The organism is Streptomyces sp. CNB091 (genome assembly GCF_000377965.1).
This window is the reverse complement of sequence record NZ_KB898994.1, coordinates 222,828-247,321: the sequence shown is the minus strand read 5'-3', so window position 1 is coordinate 247,321 and position 24,494 is coordinate 222,828. Positions and strand designations below refer to the sequence as shown.

The following is a 24,494-nucleotide window of genomic DNA, read 5'->3' as shown; positions in this document are numbered from 1 at the left end:
GCCCGACCTCTGCGCCGGTCCGCCGCGGTCCTCCGCGGTCCCCCCGGGTCCTACGCGTATACGGCCCTCCCGCTGACCGCTTCGAGGCGGAAGCGGCTGTCGCCCCTGCTTCCCCTCCCCCTCGCCTCTCTCTTCTCACCTTTCTTCCCACCGTCGGCGCGGGTCTCGCTGGGCATCTGCTACCGCTGGGTCCGCACCCCCGTGCGGCCGTCCGGACCACCCGCCGGATTCTCCAGGCCCTGGCCTGCCCGAGCATCACCGCTGAGGCAGGTCGATCCGGGCGGCGGGTCGCTTCCGTGTAGCCTGAGAAAGCTCAGCCGTATGCGGACAGCTGAGTTCCCTCGCATATTCTCAGTCGCTCGCGACTGTCGGGTTTGGTTCGGCAGAACCCCCGCTTCGAAGAGATCCGGAGCGGGGGTTCTTCGTTGTTCCGTGGCCCGAACCCTGATATCCGTGGTGTTCCTCCTTCACCGCGTTCTCGCCGGGCCGTGTTTTCGGCGAGCGGGCGGGGTACGGACAGGCGGGTGAGGAGGAGGCGGCAGCGGGTGTCCGCGGGCGGTGATCCATGAGGTGTGGGCACGGTTTCCGGACAGACCGATGGCCGGTGCAACGGCGCACTTGCATACGCTGGCCGCAGAGGTTGGATCGACGGCGACTCGGCGGTGAAGGGCTGAGCGCACAGAACGTCCCGGAGGCAGGAAATGGCGAAGCAGGCTCGCGCAGTCCAGACGTGGCGGTCGATCGTGGATGCCGCGGCGAGTGTCTTCGACGACTACGGCTACGAGCGTGCCGCCATCTCGGAGATTCTCCGCCGCGCCAAGGTCACCAAGGGGGCCTTGTACTTCCACTTCGCCTCCAAGGAGGCCATCGCGCAGGCGATCATGGACGAGCAGACCTCCACGGTCGAGTTCGAGCAGGAGGGATCGCCCCTTCAGTCTTTGGTGGACGGTGGCCAGCAGTTCGCTTTCGCTCTGCGCCACAACTCGATGGCCAGGGCCGGTACCAGGCTCTCCATCGAGGGAGTCTTCCTCGGCGGACCGCATCCATGGGGCGACTGGATCGACGCGACGGCCCGGATGCTGGAGCTGGGCCAGGAGCGCGGCGAGGTGTTCCCGCAGATCGACCCGATGGTGTCAGCCAAAATCATCGTCGCTTCGTTCACCGGTATTCAGCTGGTCTCCGAGGCCGACTCGGGCCGGGCCGATCTGCGCGAGCAGGTGGCCGAGATGTGGCGCCACATCCTGCCGTCGATCGCTCACCCCGGCGTCATCGCCCACATCAAGCCGGAGGGCCGGGTGGATCTGGCGGCCCAGGCCCGCGAGAAGGCGGAGCGTGAGGAGCAGGAGGCCAGGATCGCCGCGGAGGCCAAGGGCGCGGGTTCCGATCCCGCGAGCGACACGGGTTCCCGGTCGGGCGGGCCCGGTCTGCGGGGCGGTGGAGCCGGCCGTGGCCCGCGGGCCGGGAGGGCTGGCGACGAGGGCGACGAGGAGCCCGCAGGTGCGGGGGTGGCGGCCGGAGGGGTCGTCGCCTGATGCACTCCGGGCGTGCTGTGTTTCACGTGAAACGTCCGGTTGTTCATGATCATCATACGGCAGGGTCGCGGTGCTCCTGGAGCCTCCCCTGCCCTGTCGGAGTTCACGGAGCGGCTACTTACCTTTAGTAAGCCGCTAAGAGTGGCCCAGTATTCTGGGGAAATGGCGGATCACGGCGAGCAGCCCTGTCGGCGGGTCGACCGGGGGATCAGCCGTGTCTTCGCGTTGTTCGGCAAGCGCTGGACCGGCCAGATCGTCTCGGTGCTGCTCCAGCGACCGGTGCACTTCGCCGAGCTGCGACGGGCGATTCCCGGAATCAGTGAGCGCATGCTCTCGGACCGGTTGACCGAACTCGGCACGGCCGGCCTGGTGATCCGCGAGGTTGACGCGGGACCGCCGCTGCGCGTCGCGTATCGGCTCACCGAGGCGGGCGCCGCGATGGAGCCCGCGCTCAAGGAGCTGGGGCGGTGGGCGGACACCTATCTGACGCGGGACGACTATCTGACACGGGACGAAGCGGCCGGCTCCGGGACCGGCTGCTGACCTCGCCCGGCCCCCGGGCGCACCACTGCCGGCCACCGGACCGCCCTCCCCGCGTGGCGTCCGTCCGGCCGTCGCGGCGGCCGTGGCGGCCGTGGCCGACCTGGGGTACGTCCCCAACCGGGCCGCCACCGGCCCGGCGGGTGTCGGGCATCCGGCGGTACCGTCGTGCTCGGTCGCTGGCGGACAGGGCCGCTGACCGGTTCGACGGCCGGGCAGCCGGAAGCGGTACGAGGTGGGGGAGGCGACGCTCCATGAGCGGAACCGGGACGACGAGGCCTGAGCGGCGGACTGCGGGAACGTCGGGGATCGACGAGACTGCGGGAACGTCGGGGATCGACGCGACTGCGGAAGTCGCGGCGACCGCGGGCGATGACCGGCGCATTCCGGTCGTGCCCGGGTTTGCCCGGCGTGGTGCCGGAAGTTCACCGAAGGCGGCTGGCAAGGCGCTCCGCGACCGGGTGCCGCGGAGCTCGCACGCCTCGCTGGTCCTGCCGCCGGGACGGCCCGACGCCGTGCGGGCGGTCGAGGAGTCGAACCGGGGCCGGGTGCCGGCACTGACGCCGATACGGGTGGGCCGGATGGCGGCGACGCCGTTCGCCTTCCTGCGCGGCGCGGCCGGGCTGATGGCCCACGATCTGACGGGCACCCCGGTCACCGGGGTGGGCGCCCAGCTCTGCGGCGACGCGCACGCGGCCAACTTCGGCCTCTACGGCGATGCCCGGGGCAGCCTGGTCATCGATCTGAACGACTTCGACGAGACCGTCTTCGGGCCGTGGGAGTGGGACCTCAAGCGGCTCGCCACCTCCCTGGTGCTGGCCGGCCGGGCCGCCGGGGCTGACGAGGACACCTGCCGCCGGGGCGCGCACGACGCCGTCGGCGCCTACCGGCGCACGATGCGGCTGCTGGCCCGGCTGCCCGCCCTCGACGCCTGGAACGCGATCGCGGACGAGGAGCTCGTCTCGCACACGGACGCGCGTGACCTGGTCGGCACCCTGGAGCGGGTCTCGGAGAAGGCCCGCAACAACACCAGCGCCCGCTTCGCCGCCCGCTCCACCGAGGAGTGCCCCGACGGCGGCAGGCGCTTCGTCGACGCCCGGCCCGTGCTGCGCCGGGTCCCGGACGCCGAGGCCGCTGTCGTGGCCGCCGGGCTTGGCGGCTATCTCTCCACCGTCTCCGAGGACCGGGTGCCGCTGCTGGCCCGGTACACGATCCACGACGTGGCGTTCCGGGTGGTCGGCACCGGCAGCGTGGGGACCCGGTCGTACGTGGTGCTGTTGCTCGATCACCGGGGTGAGCCGCTGGTCCTCCAGGTGAAGGAGGCGCGCCCCTCGGTGCTCGCCCCCTATCTGCCCGCGGTCGGTTTCGATGTGCCGGAGGTGGCGCACGAGGGCCGCCGGGTAGTGCTCGGGCAGAAGCGGATGCAGGTCGTCAGCGACATCCTGCTCGGCTGGGCGGACATCGACGGCAGGCAGTTCCAGGTCCGGCAGTTCCGGAACCGCAAGGGCAGCGTGGACCCCGCCGCGCTCGCCGCCGACCAGGTGGACGACTACGGGCGGATGACCGGCGCGCTGCTCGCGCGGGCGCACGCGCACAGCGCCGACCCCCGGCTGCTGGCGGGCTACTGTGGCAAGAACGACGAGCTCGACGGGGCCGTGGCCGCCTTCGCGGTGACCTACGCCGACCGTACGGAAGCGGATCACGCCGAGCTGGTGCGGGCGATCAAGGCGGGCAGGCTGGCCGCCGAGTTCGGTATATGACGGGTTCGTGGGGCCATGGGGACGGGCCCGCGAGGCGCCGGGGCCCTGTCCGTGAGGCGGTGGGGCTCTGTTCGTGAGGCCGTGGGGCTCTGTTCGTGACGGGGTGGGGCCCGGGCTCGGGCCCCACCGTGTGTGCCGCGCCGCTGGGCCGTGGCCATACGCTGGACGGGTGACCCACGAAGCCGCCGGGGTGCCGACCACCCGGAACGATGAAGACCGGCAGGACAACGACCGGCCGGACGCGCCCCGACCCGCCCCCGAAACGGAGGACGCCCCAGGGACGCAGGACGCTCCAGGGACGCAGGACGCTCCGGGGGCGCCGGACGCTTCCGGGCCCGCGGACGCCGCTGCCGGGGAGTCCACCGGCCCCGAGGACGCCGCGCCGCGCCCCGAGGCGCGGCTGGCCAGGGCGGTGCAGGTCGCCGAGCAGGCGTTGATCGAGTTCGAGATCGCGGTGGAGACCTTCCGGGTGGAGGTCGAGAACTTCTCCCGGCTGCACCACCAGAAGCTCGGTCCGATGTACACCCGCCTCGACGAGCTGGACGCGCTGATCGCCGAGGCGCGGGCCGCCCGGACCGGGGATCCGGAGGACGAGCGCAAGGCGCGGGAGGCGCGGGCGGTCGTCATGCCGATGCCCGGGGTCGAGGAGCTGTTCCACGACTGGATGGACACCGACGGGCTGTCCCCCGAGGCCGCGGCGATGCTCACCGAACAAGCGGTCCGGCCGCCGAAGCGGGTCAGGCCGAGCGAGGAGGCCCGCAAGCTCTACCGGGAGCTGGCCCGCAAGGCGCACCCGGACCTCGCCCAGGACGAGCCGGAACGGCAGCGCCGGGACGAGTTCATCGCCCGGGTGAACGCCGCCTACGGGCGCGGCGATGTCGACCTCCTCAAGGAACTCGTGGCGGAGTGGGCGGCAGGCCCGGTGCAGCCCCTGGCCCCGCTGAGCGAGAGCGAGGAGCTCTACGCCCGGCTGGAGTGGCTCAGCCGGCGCAAGGAGCTGCTGACGGTGCTCGCCAAGGAGCTGGAGGACGGCGCGATCGGCTCGATGCTCCGGATGGCCCCGGACGACCCGGATCAGCTGCTGGAGGACATCGCGGAGCAACTGCTGGGCGAGGTGTCCCGGCGCGAGGCCGAGCTGGCGGAGATGGTGCAGTAGCGTTCCGGGTGACTCTGCCGCGTACGGACGAGGCCCCAGCACGAGGCCCCGTGTACGAGGTCCAAGACCCCACGAGAGAAGGCATGACCCATGAACTTCGCCCCGCTGCCCTCGGTGGACGCCGTGGCGGTGCCGTCGGACGGCTTCGTCCTGGACGTCCGTGAGAACGACGAGTGGGCGGCCGGTCATGTCGAGGGTGCGCTGCACATCCCCATGAGTGACTTCGTGGGCCGGTTCGGCGAGCTGACCGAGTCCGCCGGGGACGGCCGGCGCGTCCATGTGATGTGCCGGGTCGGCGGCCGGTCGGCCCAGGTCACCCAGTACCTGGTCCAGCAGGGCATCGACGCCGTGAACATCGACGGCGGCATGCAGGCCTGGGACGGCGCCGGACGCCCGATGGTCACGGACAACGGGACGCCCGCCTTCGTCCTCTGATCCCCGGGCGGGCCTGGTCGGTGCAGTCGGTGCCGTCGGTGCTGTCGGTCAGCCGAGCGGGTGGGCGGCCAGCAGGTCGCCCAAGGCCTCCTCATGGGCTGCGGCCGGGCCCAGAGAGAGCTCGATCTGTTTCGCCCAGGCGTGGAAGCGGTGCAGTGGGTAGTCGGTGTCCGCGCCGAAGCCACCGTGCAGGTGCTGTGCGGTCTGCACGACGCGGCGGACGCCGTCGGAGGCCCAGATCTTCGCCACGGCCACATCGCCCGCCGTGGGCAGCGGCCCCCCGGCGTCGGCCGAGATCCGCCAGGCGGCCTGCCAGAGCGTCGCCTCCATCGCCCGCAGGTCGATGTACCGATCGGCTGTCTGGACGGCCACCGCCTGGAACGTGGCGACCGGGAATCCGAACTGCTCGCGCTCGCCGGTGTACGCGGCGGTCATCGCGAGCACCCGCTCGCCCAGCCCGAGCGCGAGCGCGCAGGTTCCCGTGGTGAGCAGGCACCGCAGCCACTCCCAGCAGCCCGGGCCGTCGACCAGCTCGCGGTCCGTCACCCGCACGGAGTCGAGCCGGACCTCGGCCAGCCGCTCACCGCTGGTGGAGACCTGGTCCGCCAGGGTGACGCCGTCGCGGGTACGGGGCACGAGGGCCAGGACCGGCCGGCCCCCCGCGGTGTGCGCGGGGATGGCGATCCAGTCGGCCACCTGGGCCCAGGGGACCGCGGACTGCACCCCGTCGAGCACCCAGCCGGAGCCGCTTGCCGACGCCGACCCCCCGCGGATTTCTTCGTTCTCGCCGCTCTCCCCGTACGGCCGTGCGGCGACGGCGAGTTCGGCGGGATCGTGACCGCTGCGCCCGTTGGCGCCGACGGTCAGGATCAGTTCCCCCCGGCCTGCCGGGGGCAGCAGCTCCGCCGCGAGGGCGCTCCCGCCGTACCGCTGGACCGCCATGGCCACCGCACAGCTCTCCAGTAGCGGGACCCTGGCCAGCACCTTCGCCGACTCCCGCAGGACCAGGCAGAGCGCGATCGGGTCGAGGCCCGCGCCTCCGTGATCCGGCGACAGGGTGAGACCGAGCAGATCCGTGCGCCCCAGCTCGTTCCACAGCTGTCGGTCGATGTCCTCCGCCACGGCGCCCGGGGCCAGGGCGGGGCTGGGAGCGCGGTCGGGTGCGACGTCCGAGAAGACCGCCCTGGCCGCCTCGACGGCCGCCTGCTGTTCCTCGGTGAAGGTGAAGTCCACTGTCCCGGCCTCCCGCTAACCGTGCACGACCTGACGGGTCGTCAAGATAGAACAGGTTCTAGAGGAAGGGAACAGTGCGGGGAGGCGTGGGGGCGCGTCGGCGCCCCCACGGCACCGGAGGGCCTCGGCGGCGTCAGCGATGCCGGTTGCCTCAGCGAGCCCGGTGGCCTCAGTGGCTCAGTCGTCTCAACAACCTCAGTGACCCAGTGGCCCCAGTGGCCCCAGCGACCCCGTGGCCCCAGCGACCCCGTGGCCCCAGCGACCCCAGCGACCTCAGCGGTCGAAGTCCAACTCCACCTCCGCGGTGAGCGGATGCGACTGACAGGCCAGCACGAAGCCCGCCCCCGTCTCCTCCGGTTCCAGCGCGAAGTTGCGGTCCATCCGGACCTCGCCCGAGACGAGGAAGGCCCGGCAGGTCCCGCACACCCCTCCCTTGCAGGCGTACGGAGCGTCCGAGCGGCTTCGCAGCACCGTCTCCAGCAGGGATTCGGTGTCCTGCACGGGCCAGCTGCCCGAGCGGCCGTGGAGGGTGGCCGTCAGCACGGCGTCGGACGGGGCGGCGACCTTGGCCACCGTCACGTCGGTGGGGCCCTCGTCGACGTGGAAGATCTCCTGGTGGACCCGGGAGCGGTCGACGCCGAGTGTTCTCAGGGCCTTCTCCGTGCCCCGTACGAGACCGAGCGGCCCGCACAGGAACCAGCCGTCCACCTCCGCCACCGGCAGCACGGCGGGCAGCAGGCCGGTGAGCCGTTCGGCGTCCAGCCGCCCGGAGGGGAGGCCGGCCGACTGCTCCTCCCGGGAGAGCGCGGTGACCAGCTGGAAGCGGTCCGGATACCGGTCCTTGAGGTCGGCCACCTCGTCGAGGAACATCGTGGAGGCCGCTGTGCGGTCGCTGCGGATCAGGCAGAACCGGGCCGTCGGTTCCCGGTCGAGCAGGGTGGCCGCCATGGACAGCACCGGGGTGATGCCGCTGCCGCCGACCACCGCCGCGAACAGGCCGGGACGCGGCTTCAGGACGAAGCGGCCCATCGGAGGCATGGCCTCCACCCGGTCCCCGACGGCCAGCTCCTTCAGGGCGTACGTGGAGAACGCCCCGCCGTCGACCCTGCGGATGCCCACCCGCAGGACCGGTTCGCCGGGCTGTTCGGTGGCCGGTGCGCAGATCGAGTACGAACGGCGGATCTCCTGGCCGTCCACGGTGTAGCGCACGTTCAGATGCTGGCCGGGGGTGTGGCGGAAGGTCTCGCGCAGCTCGGCCGGCACGGCGAGCGTCACGGCCACCGCGTCGTCCGTGATCCGTTCGATCGCGCTGACCCGGAGCGGATGGAACATCTACAACTCCTTGAAGTGGTCGAACGGCTCACGGCAGGCGACGCAGCGGCGCAGGGCCTTGCATGCCGTGGAGGAGAACCGGCTGAGCAGTTCCGTGTCCGTGGAACCGCAGTGCGGGCAGCGCACCGAGAGCGTCAGCGGCACGGGGCCGCCGTCGGGGCCCTGGGCGCGCGGCGGGGCGATGCCGAACTCGGCGAGCTTGCGGCGTCCTTCGGCGCTGATGTCCTCCGTCGACCAGGCCGGAGCCAGGACGGTGACCACGGAGACGTCCGGTACGCCGTGGTCGTGGAGCACCCGCTCGATGTCGGCGGACATCGCCTCGATCGCCGGGCAGCCGGTGTAGGTCGGAGTGAGCTGTACGGTCACCCGGCCCGGCCCGTCCAGGCGTACGTCCCGCAGGACGCCGAGCTCCGCCAGGGTCAGCACCGGCAGTTCGGGGTCGGGCACGGAGCCGGCGAGATCGCGCAGCTCCGCCTCCAGCCGGGTGTCGGTCACCATGACGCCCCCGGATGGCTGCGGTGCAGGTGCTGCATCTCGGCGATCATTCGGCCGAACGGCTCGGTGTGCAGGCCCTGCCGGCCCGCTCCGGCCGCCCAGCCCCCCGTCCGTCGGCCCGTCGGGAGGGTCAGACCCGCCCGCTCGACGACATCGGTGACGGCGGCGAGCCAACCGGCCTCCAGTGCCTGCCAGTCGACACCGGAGTCCGGGGAGTCGAGCCCCTCGACCGGCTGGAACATCTCCCCGGTGAACCGCCACAGCGCGTCCAGGCCGCTCCGCATCCGGTTGTGGCTCTCCTCGGTGCCGTCACCGAGCCTCAGGACCCACTGCTCGGCGTGGTCGCGGTGGTAGGCCACCTCCTTGACGGCCTTCGCGGCGAGTCCGCTGAACTCGCTGTCCCCGGCCGCCAGTCGCTCGTACAGCAGGTGCTGGTAGACCGAGAAGTAGAGCTGCCGGGCGATGGTGTGCGCGAAGTCCCCGTTCGGCTGCTCGACCAGTTGGAGGTTGCGGAAGGCCCGCTCCTCGCGGAGGTAGGCGAGCTCGTCCTCGTCGCCGACGAGCGAGAGCAGCACCCGGGCCTGTCCCAGCAGATCGAGGGCGATGTTGGCGAGAGCCACATCCTCCTCCAGGACGGGGGCGTGGCCGGCCCACTCCCCCAGCCGGTGCGAGAGCACCAGCGCGTCGTCGCCGAGGGCGAGGGCGGCGCTCACAGGTGGTTCACCCCGTCCGGGATCTCGTAGAAGGTCGGGTGGCGGTAGGGCTTGTCGCCGGCCGGCTCGAAGAAGGAGTCCTTCTCGTCGGGGGAGGAGGCGGTGATCCCGGTGGATGGCACCACCCAGATCGAGACGCCTTCCGAGCGGCGGGTGTAGAGGTCGCGGGCGTTGCGCAGGGCCATCTCGGCGTCCGGCGCGTGCAGGCTGCCCGCATGGGTGTGGGACAGCCCGCGGCGCGAGCGCACGAAGACCTCCCACAGAGGCCAGTCGGTCGAGCTGCTCATGCCGTCTCCTCCACGTGGTGCGCGGGCGCGCTGTGCTGTGCCGGTGTCCGGGGTGATGGCTGCGCCGGGGCGTGCTTGGCGGCGTACGCCGCTGCCGCGTCGCGGACCCAGGCGCCCTCCTCGTGGGCCCTGCGTCGCTGGGTGATCCGCTCTTCGTTGCAGGGGCCGTCGCCCTTGAGGACCGCCTGGAACTCGGCCCAGTCGATCGCGCCGAACTCGTGCCGGCCGAGCTCCTCGTTCCACCGGATGTCGGGGTCGGGGAGCTCCAGGCCCAGCGCTTCGGCCTGGGGAACGCAGATGTCCACGAAGCGTCGGCGCAGCTCGTCGTTGGAGTGCCGCTTGATCTTCCAGGCCATGGACTGCTCGGAGTGCGACGAGGCGTCGTCGGGCGGGCCGAACATCATCAAGGACGGCCACCACCAGCGATTCACCGCGTCCTGGGCCATGGCGTGCTGGGCCTCGGTGCCGCGGCTGAGGGCGAGCAGCAGCTCGTACCCCTGGCGCTGGTGGAAGGACTCCTCCTTGCAGATGCGGACCATCGCGCGGGCGTAGGGGCCGTAGGAGCAGCGGCAGAGCGGCACCTGGTTGGTGATCGCCGCCCCGTCCACCAGCCAGCCGATGGCGCCGACGTCGGCCCACGTCAGCGTGGGGTAGTTGAAGATCGACGAATAGCGCTGGCGGCCCGCGTGGAGCTTGTCGAGCAGCTCCTCGCGGCTGGTGCCCAGGGTCTCGGCGGCGCTGTAGAGATACAGGCCGTGGCCCGCCTCGTCCTGCACCTTGGCCATGAGGATCGCCTTGCGGCGCAGCGAGGGCGCCCGGGTGATCCAGTTGGCCTCGGGCTGCATGCCGATGATCTCCGAGTGGGCGTGCTGGGCCATCTGGCGCACCAGCGTCGCCCGGTAGGCGTCGGGCATCCAGTCGCGCGGCTCGATCCGCTCGTCCGCCGCCACGGTCGCGTCGAAAGCCGCGATGCGGTCCGCGTCCACCGCATCCTCCGTGCCGAGCGTCTTCTGCGTCGTCTGGTCCGCAGTCACTGCCGCCATCCCGGGCTCCCTACCGACCGATCGTTCGGTTCCTTGACTTCAATGGTGAGTCGGAGGCCCGTAGGGTGTCAACCCTGTGGATAACTGAGTGGTGATCGACAGCGATCGGGGCGGGATGGATTCGGACCACGACAGGAGCTTTGAGGGCGGGGGGAAGGACGTCTGGCCGCAGGCGTTGAACCGGCCGGCGGAAGCGCGGGACACCCCCGAAGCCATACCGCCGACGTCCCCGCCGACGCCCCTGGCGCCGGTCCCGGTGCCTGTGCCGGATCCCGTGGACCCCTCGGCCACCGGCCGGGGCATAGCCGGGCTCTCCTTTCCCTACCAGGTGGTCGCGGCCCTGGCGCTGTCCCTGATCGGGCTGCTCGCCTGCACGCAGGTGGCCATGGTGTTCCTGCACGTCGCCCCGTCCAACACGCTGTCCAAACAGCACGGGAAGACGATCGACCGCTGGATCTACCCGGAGTTCGAGCAGAACTGGAAGCTCTTCGCTCCCAACCCGCTTCAGCAGAACGTCGCCGTCCACGTGCGCGCCGAAGTGGTGGGGGCCGGGGCCGACGGCCGCCGTACGACCAGGTGGATGAACCTGACGCAGGAGGACGGCGAACAGATACGCGGCAACCTCTTCCCCAGCCATGTGGACCAGAACGAGCTCCGTCGGGGCTGGGACTTCTACGTCAATTCTCACGACAGCGAGAACCGCCCCAACGGTCTGCGCGGGGATCTCTCCGAGCGCTACGTGCGGCGCATCACGATGCTGCGGCTGAGCGAGCGTGACCACGGCGGCACGATCGAGCGCATCCAGCTCCGTTCCGCCACCAGCTCCATCGCCCCGCCCCCGTGGAGCAACGAGAAGATCAGCACCCGGCCCGTCTACCGGGTACTCCCCTGGTGGACCGTGACACCGGACGATCTCCCCGGGCGTGCCGCGGACCAGGACCGGGACGAGGCACGCGGCGTGGAGGAGAACCAGTGACCGTCCCCTCGCCCGCCGGCCCCCAGGATGGGGGACCCCGGGCCGCCGGCCCACAGAACGCCGGCACGTGGAACGCCGGCCCCCGGAACGCGGGCGCCCGGCCCCCGGCTCCCCGCCCGGCCGCGCCCCCTCCCGGCGGCCCCGGCGGCCCCGGCGGCCCCGGCGGTGGCCCCGCCCGTGCCCTCCAGCGCGTCACCGCCTCGGCCCTCGGCCCGTACCAGAGCGCCGTCGTCCGGATCGGCTTCGCCGCCACCTACCTCTTCTTCCTGCTGCGCGAGCTGCCCAACCGCCATGAGCTGTACGGCCCGGACAGCCCGTGGCACTGGGACCTGGCCCGCCAGCTCACCGACGGCAACGAGGCCTTCTCCGTCCTGATGTGGACGGACAGCACGGTCTGGTTCGAGGCCGTGTACGCCCTCACTCTGCTGTCCGCTGCGGCGCTGCTGCTCGGGTGGCGGACACGGACCATGTCCGTCCTCTTCATGGTCGGCGTGCTCTCCGTGCAGAACCGCAGCATCTTCATGGGCGACGGCGGCGACAACGTCGTCCACCTCATGGCGATCTACCTGATACTGACGCGCTGCGCCCAGGTCTGGTCGCTGGACGCCCGGCGCGCGGCGCGCAACGCGCAGCGTGACTCGGCGGGCCTGCCGCCCCCGCGGGACATCGTGGGCCCGGTGCTCTGGGTACTCCTCGGCCCCGTCCTCGTGGCGGCCACGCTGATGGGCGGTCTCGGCGGCACCTGGTGGCTCCCCACCCTGCTGTGGACGATCTGGCTCTCCGCCGCCGCCTGGTGGGCCGTGAACCGCTACCTGCCGCACGGCGAGCCCCGCACCCTGCTCGATGTGCTGGCCAACCTCATGCACAACGCCACGCTCGCCGTGATCATGGCCGAGGTCTGCCTGATCTACGCGACCGCAGGCTGGTACAAGATCCAGGGATCGCGCTGGCAGGACGGCACGGCGCTCTACTACCCGCTCAACCTCGACTACTTCACCCCGTGGCCCGCCCTCTCGGACATCCTGGGCGCCAGTGGGCTGATGGTGATGGTGCTGACGTACGGCACGGTCATCGTGCAGGTCGCCTTTCCGTTCACGCTGTTCAACCGGCGCGTCAAGAACGTCCTGCTGGTCGTGATGATCTGCGAGCACGCGGGCATCGCCCTGCTCCTGGGGCTGCCGTTCTTCTCCATGGCGATGATCGCGGCCGACGCCGTGTTCCTGCCGACGGCCTTCCTCATGTGGCTGGGAGCCCGCGCCACGAACGGCGGGCGGCGGCTGCTCTCCGGGCTGCCCGGCCGGTCGCGCACACCGGGGAAGCCCGGAACCGTCGACGCGGCGCACGACCCCGCGGGCCCGGCGGAGGCCGGGCCGGTGAAGGACGGCCGGGGCGGTACGGAGGAGCCCCGGCTCCAGGGTGGCGGCGGGGGCCATACGCTCGTCGGGTGAGCAGTGAGACCGGCAGAACCCAGCAGACCCCGACAGCGGCGGAACCCCGCCCGGCGGAAGACTCCCCGGCGGGGCCTCCTCAGGAGGAACCCGTCCAGTACGACGACGGCTACGGCCAGCCGGTCGGTGTCGGGCCGCACCCGCTGCCCTGGCCCGAGGGCGAGCGCTACGACCCCGAGCTGCTGGCCCAGGGCGACCGGCGCAACGTCGGTGACGCGTACCGCTACTGGACGCGGGAGGCGATCGTCGCCGATCTCGACCTGCGGCGGCACGACTTCCACGTCGCCGTGGAGAACTGGGGCCACGACTTCAACATCGGCTCGGTGGTGCGGACCGCCAACGCCTTCCTGGCCAAGGAGATCCACATCGTGGGCCGACGGCGCTGGAACCGGCGCGGGGCCATGGTCACCGACCGCTACCAGCATGTGCGCCACCACCCCGACACGGCGGACCTGACCGCGTGGGCTGCGGCCGAGGGGCTGCCGATCATCGGGATCGACAACCTCCCCGGCGCCGTACCGCTGGAGCGCACCGAGCTGCCGCGCCGCTGCGTCCTGCTCTTCGGTCAGGAGGGGCCGGGTCTGACCGAGGAAGCGCGTGAGCACGCCTCCATGGTGTGCTCGATCGCGCAGTTCGGCTCGACCCGGTCCATCAACGCGGGCGCCGCCGCGGCCATCGCGATGCACGCGTGGGTACAGCGCCACGCCGACGTCCCGGACCCGCGAGGGAACCTCTAGTCACGCCTGGCGGCGCACCTCCACCACGCGGAAGCGGTTGGCGACGAAGGCTCCGTCGCAGAGCGCCGCGTTCGCTGCGGGGTTGCCACCGGAGCCGTGGAAGTCGGAGAAGGCCGCGGTCTGGTTGACGTAGACCCCGCCGGTCAGGTTCAGCGAGAGCTGGGCCGACTCGTCGAGGCAGACCTCCTCGACGGCACGCTCCACCTCGGGGGACGTGGTGTAGGCGCCGACCGTCATCGCCCCCTTGTCGCGGATCGTCCGGCGGAGCAGGTCCAGGGCGGCGGTCGTCGACTCGACGGCGACGGCGAAGGAGACCGGTCCGAAGCACTCCGAGAGGTAGGCCGCGCCGTCGTCGGTCTTGGTGCCGTCGAGCTTCACGACGACCGGCGTACGGACGACCGCGTCGGGGAATTCGGCGTTCGCGACCGTACGCGAGGGGAGGGCCACCTCGCCCAGCTCACCGGCCGCCTCCACCCGGGCCCTGACGTCCGGGTTGACCAGCGCGCCGAGCAGGGCGGACGCGCGCGCGTCGTCTCCGAGCAGTCCGGTGACGGCGGCCGCGATGTCGGCGACCACGTCGTCGTAGGACTTGGCGCCGTCGTCGGTGGCGATGCCGTCCCGGGGGATCAGCAGGTTCTGCGGGGTGGTGCACATCTGGCCGCTGTACAGCGAGAGGGAGAACGCCAGGTTGGCGAGCATGCCCCGGTAGTCGTCGGTGGAGTCGACGACGATCGTGTTGACGCCGGCCTTCTCCGTGTAGACCTGGGCCTGGCGGGCGTTCTCCTCCAGCCAGTCGCCGAAGGCGGTGGAGCCGGTGTAGTCGATGATCCGGATCTCGGGGCGGACCGCGAGGGGCTTGGCGATGCCCTCGCCGGGCCGCTCGGCGGCCAGCGCGACCAGATTCGGGTCGAAGCCCGCCTCGCTCAGCACCTCGCGGGCGATGGAGACCGTGAGGGCCAGCGGAAGCACGGCGCGCGGGTGCGGCTTGACCAGCACCGGGTTGCCGGTGGCGAGGGAGGCGAAGAGGCCGGGATAGCCGTTCCACGTGGGGAACGTGTTGCAGCCGACGAGCAGCGCGATGCCGCGGCCGGACGTGATGAACGACTTGTGCAGCTTCAGCGGATCGCGCTTGCCCTGCGGCTTGGACCAGTCGGCGGTCTCCGGGGTGCGGACCTGCTCCCGGTAGGCGTATGCCACGGCCTCCAGGCCACGGTCCTGGGCGTGCGGGCCGCCCGCCTGGAACGCCATCATGAAGGCCTGGCCGCTCGTGTGCATCACGGCGTGGGCCAGCTCGTGAGTGCGGGCGCTGATCCGCGAAAGGATCTCCAGACAGACCAGGGCCCGGATCTCCGGTCCCGCCGCCCGCCAGGCGGCCGTGCCGGCCTTCATCGCCGGGAGCAGGACGTCCAGATCGGCGTGCGGATACTCGACGCCGAGCTCCGGCCCGTACGGCGAGACCTCGCCGCCGGTCCAGCCGTCGGTGCCGGGCTGACCCAGGTCGAGACGGGTGTTCAGGACGGCGTCGAAAGCGGCCTTGCCCTCGGCCGCGCCGAGACTGCCCGGGGCGCCCCCCTCCCCGTAGGCCTTCGGGTGCTCGGGGTGCGGCGACCAGTACGCGCGGGTACAGATCGTTTCGAGGGCCTGGTCGAGCGTGGGCCGGTGGGTCTCGGACAGCTGCTGGGGGGTGAGCACGGCGGCCATGGCGGACCAACTCCTCATCGAGCCGGGCGGGGACGTACGGACGGAGCCAGAGTAACCGAACGATCGGTCGGGACAAGAGGTCCCGGAGAACCTGTGGACAACTTCGACGGTCCCCGCCTGTGCGGGGCCGGTCCCTCATGGGGGAGGATCGCGGACATGACCACGGCCAAGCGGGACACGTACACACCGGAGACCCTGCTCACCGTCGCCGTCCGTGTCTTCAACGAGCGCGGCTACGACGGCACCTCCATGGAGCACCTCTCCCGGGCGGCGGGCATCTCGAAATCCTCCATCTACCACCATGTGGCGGGTAAGGAGGAACTGCTGCGCCGGGCCGTGAGCCGGGCGCTCGACGGGCTCTTCGCCATCCTCGACGAGCCGGGGGCGCAGCGCGGGCGCGCGGTCGAGCGGGTCGAGTACGTCACGCGCCGGACGGTCGACCTGCTGATGGCCGAGGTCCCCTACGTCACCCTGCTGCTGCGCGTGCGGGGCAACACGAAGACGGAGCGTTGGGCGCTGGAGCGGCGCCGCGAGTTCGACCAGCGGGTGTCGGAGCTGCTCCAGGCGGCGGTCACCGAGGGCGACCTCCGCGCGGACGTGGACATACGGCTGGCGACCCGGCTGCTGTTCGGCATGGTCAACTCGCTGGTCGAGTGGTACCGCCCGCAGCCGGGCGGTTTCCCGGGGGAGGAGCAGCTCGCGGACACCATCGTCCAGCTGGCCTTCGAGGGGCTGCGGGCGAACGGCCGCTGAGCCCTCCCTGCGCGGTCGGGCGAGCTCGGCCGGCTTCGCGGTCAGGCGAGTTCGGCCGGCCGGTCCGGGCGCGGTCCGAGGTCCGTCTCCTCGAACACCAGCAGGGTGCGCGTCGAGAGCACCTCGGGGATGGACTGGATCCGGGTGAGGACCAGCTCCCGCAGGGCCCGGTTGTCCGGCGTGTGCACCAGGAGCAGTACGTCGAAGTCGCCGCTGACCAGGGCGATGTGTGTGGCCCCCGGCAGGGCCTGAAGCTGCTCGCGCACGGTGCGCCAGGAGTTCTGCACGATCTTGAGCGTGATGTACGCGGACGCCCCCTGGCCCGCCCGCTCGTGGTCGACCCGGGCGCCGAAGCCGCGGATCACGCCGTCCTCGACGAGCCGGTTGATCCGGGCGTAGGCGTTGGCGCGCGAGACGTGGACCCGTTCGGCCACGGAACGTATCGACGCGCGTCCGTCCGTCTGGAGGATGCGCAGGATGTCGCGGTCGATGGCGTCCAGCGGCCGCGCGGGCGGAACCGGGGGCTCCGCCACCGGGCCGGCAGGTGCGGTCGACGGGACGACCGCGGACGAGGCCCCCGGTACGGCCGCGGACGCGGTCGGCGGCGTGGCGGAGGGCGCGGTCGGCGGTGCGGCCGCGGGCGCCGCCTGGCGCGGCTCCTCGCCCCTGTCGGCCATTTGTTCAGCTGCCATCGGCCCGCGCCTCCCTGTTGTGGACGACCTGTTCCTATCCCAGGCTGTGGAGAACCGTTTGTCCACAGGCTGGCGGTGCCTGTAGCCAAAATGCCCCCGCGACCGAACAATCGGTAGGTGAGGCACACCACATCCGTGCCCCGCCCACCCGTCGACGTCTCGCTCCCTGTCGACCCCCGATCGACCACCCCCGATCTCCCTCGATGCCAGGAGGTGCTTCTCATGACGGTCCAAGAGCTGCCCGGCGCGGCCGCCTACCGGCCCACGCCGCCCCCGGCCTGGAAGCCGATCACCGACCCCGCCCCGCTGCTCCCGGACCCGGAGCCCTACCGGGTGATCGGTACGGACGCGGTCGCCGACGTCGACCCCCAGCTGTTGCTCCGGCTCCACGCCGAGCTGGTCCGCGGACGCCGCTACAACGCCCAGGCCACCGCGCTGACGAAACAGGGCCGGCTGGCGGTCTACCCGTCGAGCACCGGCCAGGAGGCGTGCGAGATCGCCGCGGCCCTGGTCCTGGAGGAGCGCGACTGGCTCTTCCCCAGCTATCGCGACACGCTGGCCGCTGTCGCGCGCGGCCTGGACCCCGTGGAGGCGCTGACCCTGCTGCGGGGAGACCGGCACACCGGCTACGACCCGCGCGAGCATCGCATCGCCCCGCTGTGCACGCCCCTGGCCACTCAGCTCCCGCACGCCGTGGGGCTGGCGCATGCCGCCCGGCTCAAGGGCGACGACGTGGTGGCGCTCGCCATGGTCGGCGACGGCGGTACCAGCGAGGGCGACTTCCACGAGGCGCTGAATTTCGCGGCCGTCTGGAAGGCCCCGGTGGTCTTCTTCGTCCAGAACAACGGCTTCGCGATCTCCGTTCCGCTGGCCAAGCAGACCGCCGCCCCCTCCCTCGCCCACAAGGCCGTCGGATACGGGATGCCGGGCCGCCTCGTCGACGGCAACGACGCCGCCGCGGTGCACCAGGTCCTCGGCGAGGCCGTGGCGCGGGCCCGGCGCGGCGAGGGCCCGACCCTCGTCGAGGCCGTCACCTACCGCATGGAAGCCCACACGAACGCCGACGACGCCACCCGCTACCGGGTCGACAGCGAGGTCGAGGCCTGGAAGGCGCACGACCCGGTGCGGCTGCTGGAGCGTGAGCTGACGGGGCGCGGGCTGCTGGACGACGCGGGCATCGCGCAGGCGAAGGAGGCCGCGGAACGCATGGCCGCCGCCCTGCGCGACCGGATGAACGCGGATCCGGAGCTGGCCCCGATGGACCTGTTCACCCATGTCTACGCCGAACAGACCAGCCAGCTCCGGGAGCAGGCCGCCGCCCTGCGTGCCGAGCTGGACGCCGAGCAGGACCACGACGAGCACGACGCGGAGGCGGGACGATGACGACCGCGGCAGTGACGGCCGACGGACGTCGGACGAAGGCGAAGCCGGCCACGATGGCGCAGGCCCTCGGGCGCGCGCTCCGCGACTCGATGGCAGAGGACCCCACCGTTCACGTGCTCGGTGAGGACGTGGGCACGCTCGGCGGGGTCTTCCGGATCACCGACGGGCTGGCGAAGGAGTTCGGCGACGACCGTTGCACCGACACCCCGCTGGCCGAGGCGGGCATCCTCGGCGCGGCCGTCGGCATGGCGATGTACGGGCTGCGGCCCGTGGTGGAGATGCAGTTCGACGCGTTCGCCTACCCCGCGTTCGAGCAGTTGATGAGCCATGTCGCGAAGATGCGCAACCGCACCGGCGGGGCCATGCCGCTGCCCATCACCGTGCGGGTGCCGTACGGGGGCGGGATCGGCGGGGTCGAGCACCACAGCGACTCCTCCGAGGCGTACTACATGGCCACCCCCGGCCTGCACGTCGTCACACCGGCCACGGTCGACGACGCGTACGGGCTGCTGCGCGAGTCGATCGCCTCGGACGACCCGGTGATCTTCCTGGAGCCCAAGCGGCTCTACTGGTCCAAGGCCGACTGGTCGCCCGAGGCTCCCGCCGCGGTCGAGCCGATCGGCAAGGCCGTGGTGCGCCGTCCCGGGCGCAGCGCCACGCTGATCACGTACGGGCCCTCCCTGCCGGTCTGCATGGAGGCCGCCGAGGCGGCGGTCGCCGAGGGCTGGGACCTCGAAGTGGTGGATCTGCGCTCGCTGGTGCCGTTCGACGACGAGACGGTGGCCGCGTCGGTGCGGCGCACCGGGCGAGCGGTAGTCGTCCATGAGTCCCCCGGATTCGGCGGGCCCGGCGGTGAGATCGCGGCCCGGATCACCGAGCGGTGCTTCCACCATCTGGAGGCTCCGGTGCTGCGGGTGGCCGGGTTCGACATCCCCTACCCGCCGCCCATGCTGGAGCGGCACCATCTGCCGGGAGTGGACCGGGTGCTCGACGCGGTGGCCCGGTTGCAGTGGGAGGCGGACAGCTGATGGCCAGGGTGCTCGAATTCAAACTGCCGGACCTCGGTGAGGGACTGACCGAGGCGCAGATCGTCCGTTGGCTGGTGGAGGTCGGCGATGTCGTCGCCATCGACCAGCCCGTCGTCGAGGTCGAGACTGCCAAGGCCATGGTGGAGGTGCCCTGCCCCTACGGGGGCGTGGTGACGGCGCGGTTCGGCGAGGAGGGCACGGAACTCCCCGTGGGCGCACCGCTGCTGACGGTCGCCGTCGGAGCGCCGGAGGAGCTGGATCTCTCCGGGGCTTCCCCGTCCTCCGCCGCATCCTCCACCGCCTCCGCATCCTCCACCGGCTCCACCTCCGCCACGGCGTCCTCCGGCGGCTCGGGGAACGTGCTCGTGGGGTACGGGACGGGCGCTCCCGCCGCGAGGCGTCGGCGCATCCGGCCGGACCGACTCGACCGGACGGTCGCCCAGACCCCGGTGCCCGACGCTTCGGGGGCCGACGAGCTCGCGCTCGCCCCGGCGGCGTCCGCCACGGCTCCCGCGTCCGCTGCCACCGAGACCGCTCCCGCGGCCGCGGCTGTCGCTGTGATGAACGGGCAGGAGCCCGTGCCGGTGGTCTCTCCGCTGGTACGCCGGCTGGCCCGGCAGCACGCCATCGATCTGCGGCGGCTGGCGGGTTCGGGTCCCGACGGGCTGATCCTGCGCGCCGACGTCGACGGCGCGATCCGGCAGGCGGAGGAGACCGCGGCGGCGACGGCACGTGTGGCCCAGGCACCGGCCAAGGCACCGGAGCAGGCACCGGAGCAGGCACCGGCCCGGGCGTCTGCGGCTCCCGCTCCCCCGGCTGCTCCGGCCGTCGTACGGATCCCGCTGCGCGGGGTGCGCGGAGCGGTCGCCGACAAGCTGTCGCGGAGCCGGACCGAGATCCCGGACGCCACCTGCTGGGTCGACGCGGACGCCACCGAGCTGATGGCGGTCAGGGCCGCGATGAACGCGGCCACGGGCCCGTCCGCCGGGCCGAAGGTGTCGGTCCTGGCCCTGCTGGCGAGGATCTGCACGGCGGCGCTGGCCCGGTTCCCCGAGCTCAACTCCACCGTGGACACGGAGGCCCGGGAGATCGTCCGGCTGCCCGGCGTGCACCTCGGGTTCGCGGCCCAGACCGAGCGGGGCCTCGTCGTTCCGGTCGTCCGGGACGCGCACACCCGCAACGTCGAGTCGATCGGGGCCGAGATCGCCCGGCTGACCGAGCTGGCGCGGACCGGGAAGCTGAGCCCGGCCCAGCTGACCGGAGGCACGTTCACGCTGAACAACTACGGGGTGTTCGGGGTCGACGGTTCGACGCCGATCATCAACCACCCGGAAGCGGCGATGCTCGGCGTCGGCCGGATCATGCCCAAGCCGTGGGTACACCAGGGCGAACTGGCCGTACGTCAGGTCGTCCAGCTGTCCCTCACCTTCGACCACCGGGTGTGCGACGGCGGAACCGCGGGCGGCTTCCTCCGGTATGTGGCGGACTGCGTGGAGCAGCCGGCGGTGCTGCTGCGCGCCCTGTAGCCGACCGGCCGGCGCCCCGCCTGACGCGCCCTTCCGGGGCCGGGCCCTCCGGCCACCCCGGCGGGGGCGTCGCTCCGGGCCGCCGCCCATACTCGACGTATGACCGCCTATGACGTGATCGTCCTTGCCGGCGGGGCCGCGAAGCGGCTCGGCGGTGCCGACAAGCCAGGAGTCCGGGTGGGCGGCCGGGCGCTGCTCGACCGGGTGCTCGCGGCCTGCGCCGGCGCGGCGCTCACCGTCGTGGTGGGCGGTCGTCGCGCCACCGCCAGACCGGTGCTCTGGACCCGGGAAGTGCCGCGCGGCGGCGGCCCGTTGGCGGCGCTGGGGGCGGGGCTGCGGCTGACGACGGCCGAGCGCGTCCTCGTCCTCTCCGCCGACCTTCCGTTCCTCGGCGCGGGGACGGTCGACGCGCTGCTCGCCGCGGCCGGACAGCCCGGCCGGGAAGGGGCCCTGTGCACCGACCCCGGCGGGCGTGACCAGCCGCTGGTGGCCGCCTACCGCGCCGAGCCGCTCCGCCGGGAGCTGGCCCTGCTCGCCACCGAGTACGGGGGGCTCGCCGGGCTGCCGCTCCGGCTCCTGACGGCGGAGCTCGACCTCGCCCGGCTCGACGCGGGCCCCGACGCCGCGTTCGATTGCGACACTTGGGGCGACATCGCGGCCGCCAGAGCCCGGATCAGGGAGCATGGGGCCGTGCTGGACGAATGGATCACCTCGGTCAAGAACGAACTGGGAATCGAACTCGACGTCGACACCGGTGTCCTGCTCGACCTCGCCCGTGACGCCGCGCACGGAGTGGCCCGCCCCGCCGCACCGCTCACGACCTTCCTGGTCGGGTACGCGGCGGCCAGGGCGAGCGCGGGCGCGGGTCCCGACGAGGCCGCGGCAGCGGTCACGGAGGCCGCTCGCAAGGCCACCGCCCTGGCCCTGAGCTGGGAAGCAGAAGCGAACGCGGAGACGAACGCGGAGACGAAAGCGGAAGCGGACGCGGAGACGAAGCCCGACGCGGGGCGCGAAGGGACCGGGACCCCATGACCGGCCCCGACCCGGTCGGACCCGGTCGCTCCCGCCCTGACCCGGACGAACTCGCACATGCGGAGGCGGAGGCGGAGCGGGCCGTCGAGCAGGCGCTCGCCCTGGTCGGCGGGGCGCGATCGGGCCCGGGCCGGGACCCCGACCGCCGACGGGACGCCTCCGCCGGCGGCCCGCACGGTGACGCGAACGATGCCCCCATCGGCAGCCCCCACTCCACCCTGAACAGCGCCAACAGCGCCAACAGCGCCGCCGCGGGCGGCCCCACGCCGACCGGTGCCCCGCCTCCGCCCCCGCGCCCGCCCCTCTCCTGGGACCGGGCGCGGGCGGTCGCGGCGCGGGCGGGGCGGGCGGCTCCGCTCGCGGCGATCCGTTTGCCTCTCGACCGCGCGCTCGGGCATGTGCTGGCCGAGCCGCTCGGCGCGCTCACCGATCTGCCGTCCTTCGACACCTCGGCCATGGACGGCTGGGCGGTCGCCGGGCCGGGGCCCTGGGTGTTCGGGGCCGGGGCGGGGCTCCTCGCCGGACGCGGCCCCGGCACCGCGCTTCCCGACGGCACCGCCGTACGGATCGCCACCGGCGCCCGCGTCCCGCCCGACACCACAGCGGTCATCCGCAGCGAGCACGCGCACGCCGACGAGGCCAAGGGGCTGCTGCACGCCAGGCGGCCGGTGGTCGCCGGGCAGGACATCAGACCCCGGGGCCAGGAGTGCCGCTCGGGCGAGCAGCTCGTCCCGGCCGGGACGGTCGTGACCCCGGCCGTGCTCGGTCTCGCCGCGGCCGCCGGGTACGACGCGCTGCCCGCCGTGCCCCGTCCGCGCGTCGACATCCTCGTCCTCGGCGACGAACTGCTCGCCTCCGGCCTGCCGCACGACGGGCTCATCCGGGACGCCCTCGGCCCCATGCTCGGCCCCTGGCTGCGGGCCCTGGGCGCCGAGGTCTCCGGGCCCCGCCGCCTCGGCGACGCCGCGGAAGCGCTGAGCGACGCCCTCACCGCCTCCGACGCCGACCTGATCGTCACCACCGGCGGCACCGCCTCCGGCCCGGTCGACCATGTGCATCCGGTCCTCGATTCCCTCGGGGCCGAACTCCTGGTGGACGGTGTCGCGGTCCGCCCCGGCCACCCCATGCTGCTGGCACGGCTGCCGGCTTCGGCACAGCCGAAGCGACCGCCGCAGGAAGCATCGAACGGACAGCCGCAGGGCCCGCCGGACGGGCCCTACCTGGTCGGGCTGCCCGGCAATCCGCTCGCGGCCGTATCAGGCCTCCTGACGCTCGTGGAGCCGCTGCTCGCGGGGATCGCGGGCCGCCCCGCCCAGGACGCGTACCGGGCTCTCGTCCATGCCGAGGTGCACGGGCATCCGCACGACACCCGCCTCGTCCCCGTGGTCCACCGCGCGGGCCGGGCGGGTGGCCGGGACCATGTCGCGCCGCTGCGCTACAACGGGCCCGCGATGCTGCGGGGAATCGCCGCGGCGGACGGGCTGGCCGTGGTGGTGCCGGGCGGGGTACGGTCCGGCACCGAGGTGGAGATTCTGGATCTCCCATGGGCCCCGGCGACGCCGTGGACGGAAGGGTGTTTCACGTGAAACTTCCCGGCCACGACGCGATGGCCAGGCGAGCCGAAGAAGTGGTCGTGCCGACCCGGGTGATGCTGCCCCGCCGGGTCGTCGACGGCCCGGCCCGCCAGGTCGGCAAACGCCTGCTGATGGCGCTGCTCGTACTGACCGCGACCGTGCTGATCGTCTGGCTCGACCGCGGCGGCTACAACGACAACGCCGACGGCAAGGTCGATCTGCTCGACGCGATCTACTACGCGACGGTCACCCTCTCCACCACCGGGTACGGCGACATCACGCCGTTCAGCGACGGGGCCAGGCTGATCAACGTGGTGCTCGTGACACCGCTGCGCGTGCTCTTCCTGATCATCCTGGTCGGTACCACTCTCGAAGTCCTCACGGAACGGACCCGCGAGGACTTCCGGCTGAAGCGTTGGAGATCCAACTTGCGTGACCACACCGTCGTCGTCGGCTTCGGTACGAAGGGCCGCTCGGCGATCCTGACTCTCTGCACCACCGGCCTGCGGAAGGACCAGATCGTCGTCGTCGACCCGGCTTCCAAGGTGATCGAGGCCGCCAACGCCGAGGGATTCACCGGCGTGCTCGGCGACGCCACCCGCAGCGATGTCCTGCTGCGCGCGGAGCTCCAGAAGGCCCGGCAGATCATCATCGCCACCCAGCGCGACGACACCGCCGTACTGGTGGCCCTGACCGCACGTCAACTGAACCGCGGGGCGAAGATCGTGGCGGCGGTGCGCGAGGAGGAGAACGCTCCCCTGCTGCGGCAGTCCGGCGCCGACGCCGTCATCACCAGCGCCAGTGCCGCCGGGCGGCTGCTCGGCCTCTCCGTCCTCAGCCCCAGCGCGGGCACGGTGATGGAGGACCTGATCCAGCAGGGCAGCGGCCTCGACCTGGTGGAACGGCCGGTCATAAAGGCCGAGGTGGGCAAGAACGTACGGGAGACGGACGACCTCGTCGTCAGCGTCCTGCGCGGGCACCGGCTGCTCGGTTACGACGACCCGGCGGCCAGCCCGTTGCAGCTGACGGACCGGGTCATCACCATCGTGCGGAAGAGCCCCAGCTCCGTCTCGGCGCAGAACAACTCGATGCCGCCGCGCCCCTGAACGCGCGCCGTG

23 protein-coding genes are annotated in these 24,494 nt (G+C 72.5%); 15 read left to right on the top strand and 8 right to left on the bottom strand.

The window, feature by feature from the left end:
- The first annotated feature begins 701 nt into the window (after positions 1-701).
- The 5 genes from D581_RS0111005 to D581_RS0110985 all read left to right on the top strand — a co-directional run bounded on the left by D581_RS0111005 (position 702) and on the right by D581_RS0110985 (position 5,423).
- On the top strand, positions 702-1,532 hold the full coding sequence (locus D581_RS0111005) for a ScbR family autoregulator-binding transcription factor (protein ID WP_018957286.1): 831 nt from the start codon (positions 702-704) through the stop codon (positions 1,530-1,532).
- Positions 1,533-1,694: 162 nt separating this feature from the next.
- On the top strand, positions 1,695-2,075 hold the full coding sequence (locus D581_RS0111000; RefSeq protein ID WP_018957285.1) for a winged helix-turn-helix transcriptional regulator: 381 nt from the start codon (positions 1,695-1,697) through the stop codon (positions 2,073-2,075).
- Positions 2,076-2,533: 458 nt separating this feature from the next.
- Positions 2,534-3,832, top strand: a complete 1,299-nt coding sequence (locus tag D581_RS0110995) for a DUF2252 domain-containing protein (RefSeq protein ID WP_018957284.1) — start codon at positions 2,534-2,536, stop codon at positions 3,830-3,832.
- 169 nt (positions 3,833-4,001) lie between these two features.
- Positions 4,002-4,988, top strand: coding sequence for a J domain-containing protein (locus D581_RS0110990; RefSeq protein ID WP_018957283.1), 987 nt, complete (start codon positions 4,002-4,004; stop codon positions 4,986-4,988).
- 90 nt (positions 4,989-5,078) lie between these two features.
- Positions 5,079-5,423, top strand: a complete 345-nt coding sequence (locus tag D581_RS0110985) for a rhodanese-like domain-containing protein (protein ID WP_018957282.1) — start codon at positions 5,079-5,081, stop codon at positions 5,421-5,423.
- Between the two features lie 48 nt (positions 5,424-5,471).
- Here D581_RS0110985 and D581_RS0110980 read toward each other — a convergent pair whose 3' ends face one another.
- The 6 genes from D581_RS0110980 to paaA all read right to left on the bottom strand — a co-directional run bounded on the left by D581_RS0110980 (position 5,472) and on the right by paaA (position 10,526).
- Positions 5,472-6,656 carry an acyl-CoA dehydrogenase family protein gene (locus tag D581_RS0110980; RefSeq protein ID WP_018957281.1) on the bottom strand — a complete coding sequence of 395 codons (1,185 nt, stop codon included), beginning with the start codon at positions 6,654-6,656 and terminating at the stop codon, positions 5,472-5,474.
- Positions 6,657-6,929: 273 nt separating this feature from the next.
- On the bottom strand, positions 6,930-7,988 hold the full coding sequence (locus D581_RS0110975; protein WP_018957280.1) for a 2Fe-2S iron-sulfur cluster-binding protein: 1,059 nt from the start codon (positions 7,986-7,988) through the stop codon (positions 6,930-6,932).
- Positions 7,989-8,486 (bottom strand): 1,2-phenylacetyl-CoA epoxidase subunit PaaD, encoded by a 498-nt coding sequence (gene paaD, locus D581_RS0110970; RefSeq protein ID WP_018957279.1) that lies wholly within the window; start codon positions 8,484-8,486, stop codon positions 7,989-7,991.
- Positions 8,480-9,196 carry a 1,2-phenylacetyl-CoA epoxidase subunit PaaC gene (gene paaC / locus D581_RS0110965; RefSeq protein ID WP_018957278.1) on the bottom strand — a complete coding sequence of 239 codons (717 nt, stop codon included), beginning with the start codon at positions 9,194-9,196 and terminating at the stop codon, positions 8,480-8,482. Before paaC ends, paaD begins: the two co-directional genes overlap by 7 nt.
- Positions 9,193-9,483: a 1,2-phenylacetyl-CoA epoxidase subunit PaaB gene (gene paaB / locus D581_RS0110960; protein ID WP_018957277.1), complete on the bottom strand. Its 291-nt coding sequence runs from the start codon at positions 9,481-9,483 to the stop codon at positions 9,193-9,195. Before paaB ends, paaC begins: the two co-directional genes overlap by 4 nt.
- The gene (gene paaA, locus D581_RS0110955) at positions 9,480-10,526 is read right to left on the bottom strand and encodes a 1,2-phenylacetyl-CoA epoxidase subunit PaaA (RefSeq protein WP_018957276.1); all 1,047 of its coding nucleotides are present in this window, start codon (positions 10,524-10,526) and stop codon (positions 9,480-9,482) included. The genes paaB and paaA overlap by 4 nt, the downstream gene beginning before the upstream one ends.
- Before the next feature lie 115 nt (positions 10,527-10,641).
- On the opposite strand from paaA, the gene D581_RS0110950 reads away from it, so the two are divergent.
- The 3 genes from D581_RS0110950 to D581_RS0110940 are packed head-to-tail and all read left to right on the top strand — an operon-like array spanning position 10,642 to position 13,687.
- Positions 10,642-11,502: a DUF5819 family protein gene (locus tag D581_RS0110950; RefSeq protein ID WP_063738200.1), complete on the top strand. Its 861-nt coding sequence runs from the start codon at positions 10,642-10,644 to the stop codon at positions 11,500-11,502.
- Positions 11,499-12,950: an HTTM domain-containing protein gene (locus D581_RS0110945; RefSeq protein ID WP_018957274.1), complete on the top strand. Its 1,452-nt coding sequence runs from the start codon at positions 11,499-11,501 to the stop codon at positions 12,948-12,950. Before D581_RS0110950 ends, D581_RS0110945 begins: the two co-directional genes overlap by 4 nt.
- On the top strand, positions 12,947-13,687 hold the full coding sequence (locus tag D581_RS0110940) for a TrmH family RNA methyltransferase (RefSeq protein ID WP_018957273.1): 741 nt from the start codon (positions 12,947-12,949) through the stop codon (positions 13,685-13,687). Before D581_RS0110945 ends, D581_RS0110940 begins: the two co-directional genes overlap by 4 nt.
- On the opposite strand, the gene paaN is transcribed toward D581_RS0110940, so the two are convergent.
- Complete coding sequence (gene paaN, locus D581_RS0110935; protein WP_018957272.1) at positions 13,688-15,388, bottom strand: phenylacetic acid degradation protein PaaN; 1,701 nt, start codon at positions 15,386-15,388, stop codon at positions 13,688-13,690. It lies immediately after the preceding gene.
- A gap of 156 nt (positions 15,389-15,544) precedes the next feature.
- Between paaN and D581_RS0110930 the strand changes: the two genes are divergently transcribed.
- A complete protein-coding gene (locus D581_RS0110930; protein ID WP_018957271.1) occupies positions 15,545-16,141 on the top strand; it encodes a TetR/AcrR family transcriptional regulator in 597 nt (198 codons plus the stop codon).
- A 41-nt stretch (positions 16,142-16,182) separates the two neighbouring features.
- Here the strand turns inward: D581_RS0110930 and D581_RS0110925 are convergent, their stop codons facing one another.
- Positions 16,183-16,833 carry an Lrp/AsnC family transcriptional regulator gene (locus D581_RS0110925; protein WP_486585826.1) on the bottom strand — a complete coding sequence of 217 codons (651 nt, stop codon included), beginning with the start codon at positions 16,831-16,833 and terminating at the stop codon, positions 16,183-16,185.
- 222 nt (positions 16,834-17,055) lie between these two features.
- Here D581_RS0110925 and pdhA point away from each other — a divergent pair, with 222 nt between their 5' ends.
- The 6 genes from pdhA to D581_RS0110895 all read left to right on the top strand — a co-directional run bounded on the left by pdhA (position 17,056) and on the right by D581_RS0110895 (position 24,482).
- Positions 17,056-18,216 (top strand): pyruvate dehydrogenase (acetyl-transferring) E1 component subunit alpha, encoded by a 1,161-nt coding sequence (pdhA, locus tag D581_RS0110920; protein ID WP_018957269.1) that lies wholly within the window; start codon positions 17,056-17,058, stop codon positions 18,214-18,216.
- Entirely contained in the window at positions 18,213-19,244 is a 1,032-nt protein-coding gene (locus tag D581_RS0110915; protein WP_018957268.1) for an alpha-ketoacid dehydrogenase subunit beta, read from the top strand. Before pdhA ends, D581_RS0110915 begins: the two co-directional genes overlap by 4 nt.
- Positions 19,244-20,770, top strand: a complete 1,527-nt coding sequence (locus D581_RS0110910) for a dihydrolipoamide acetyltransferase family protein (RefSeq protein ID WP_026290404.1) — start codon at positions 19,244-19,246, stop codon at positions 20,768-20,770. Before D581_RS0110915 ends, D581_RS0110910 begins: the two co-directional genes overlap by 1 nt.
- 99 nt (positions 20,771-20,869) lie before the next feature.
- Positions 20,870-21,802, top strand: coding sequence for a molybdenum cofactor guanylyltransferase (locus tag D581_RS0110905; RefSeq protein ID WP_018957266.1), 933 nt, complete (start codon positions 20,870-20,872; stop codon positions 21,800-21,802).
- A complete protein-coding gene (locus D581_RS0110900) occupies positions 21,799-23,388 on the top strand; it encodes a molybdopterin molybdotransferase MoeA (protein WP_018957265.1) in 1,590 nt (529 codons plus the stop codon). Before D581_RS0110905 ends, D581_RS0110900 begins: the two co-directional genes overlap by 4 nt.
- Positions 23,346-24,482 carry a potassium channel family protein gene (locus D581_RS0110895; protein WP_018957264.1) on the top strand — a complete coding sequence of 379 codons (1,137 nt, stop codon included), beginning with the start codon at positions 23,346-23,348 and terminating at the stop codon, positions 24,480-24,482. The genes D581_RS0110900 and D581_RS0110895 overlap by 43 nt, the downstream gene beginning before the upstream one ends.
- The last annotated feature ends 12 nt before the right edge of the window (positions 24,483-24,494 follow it).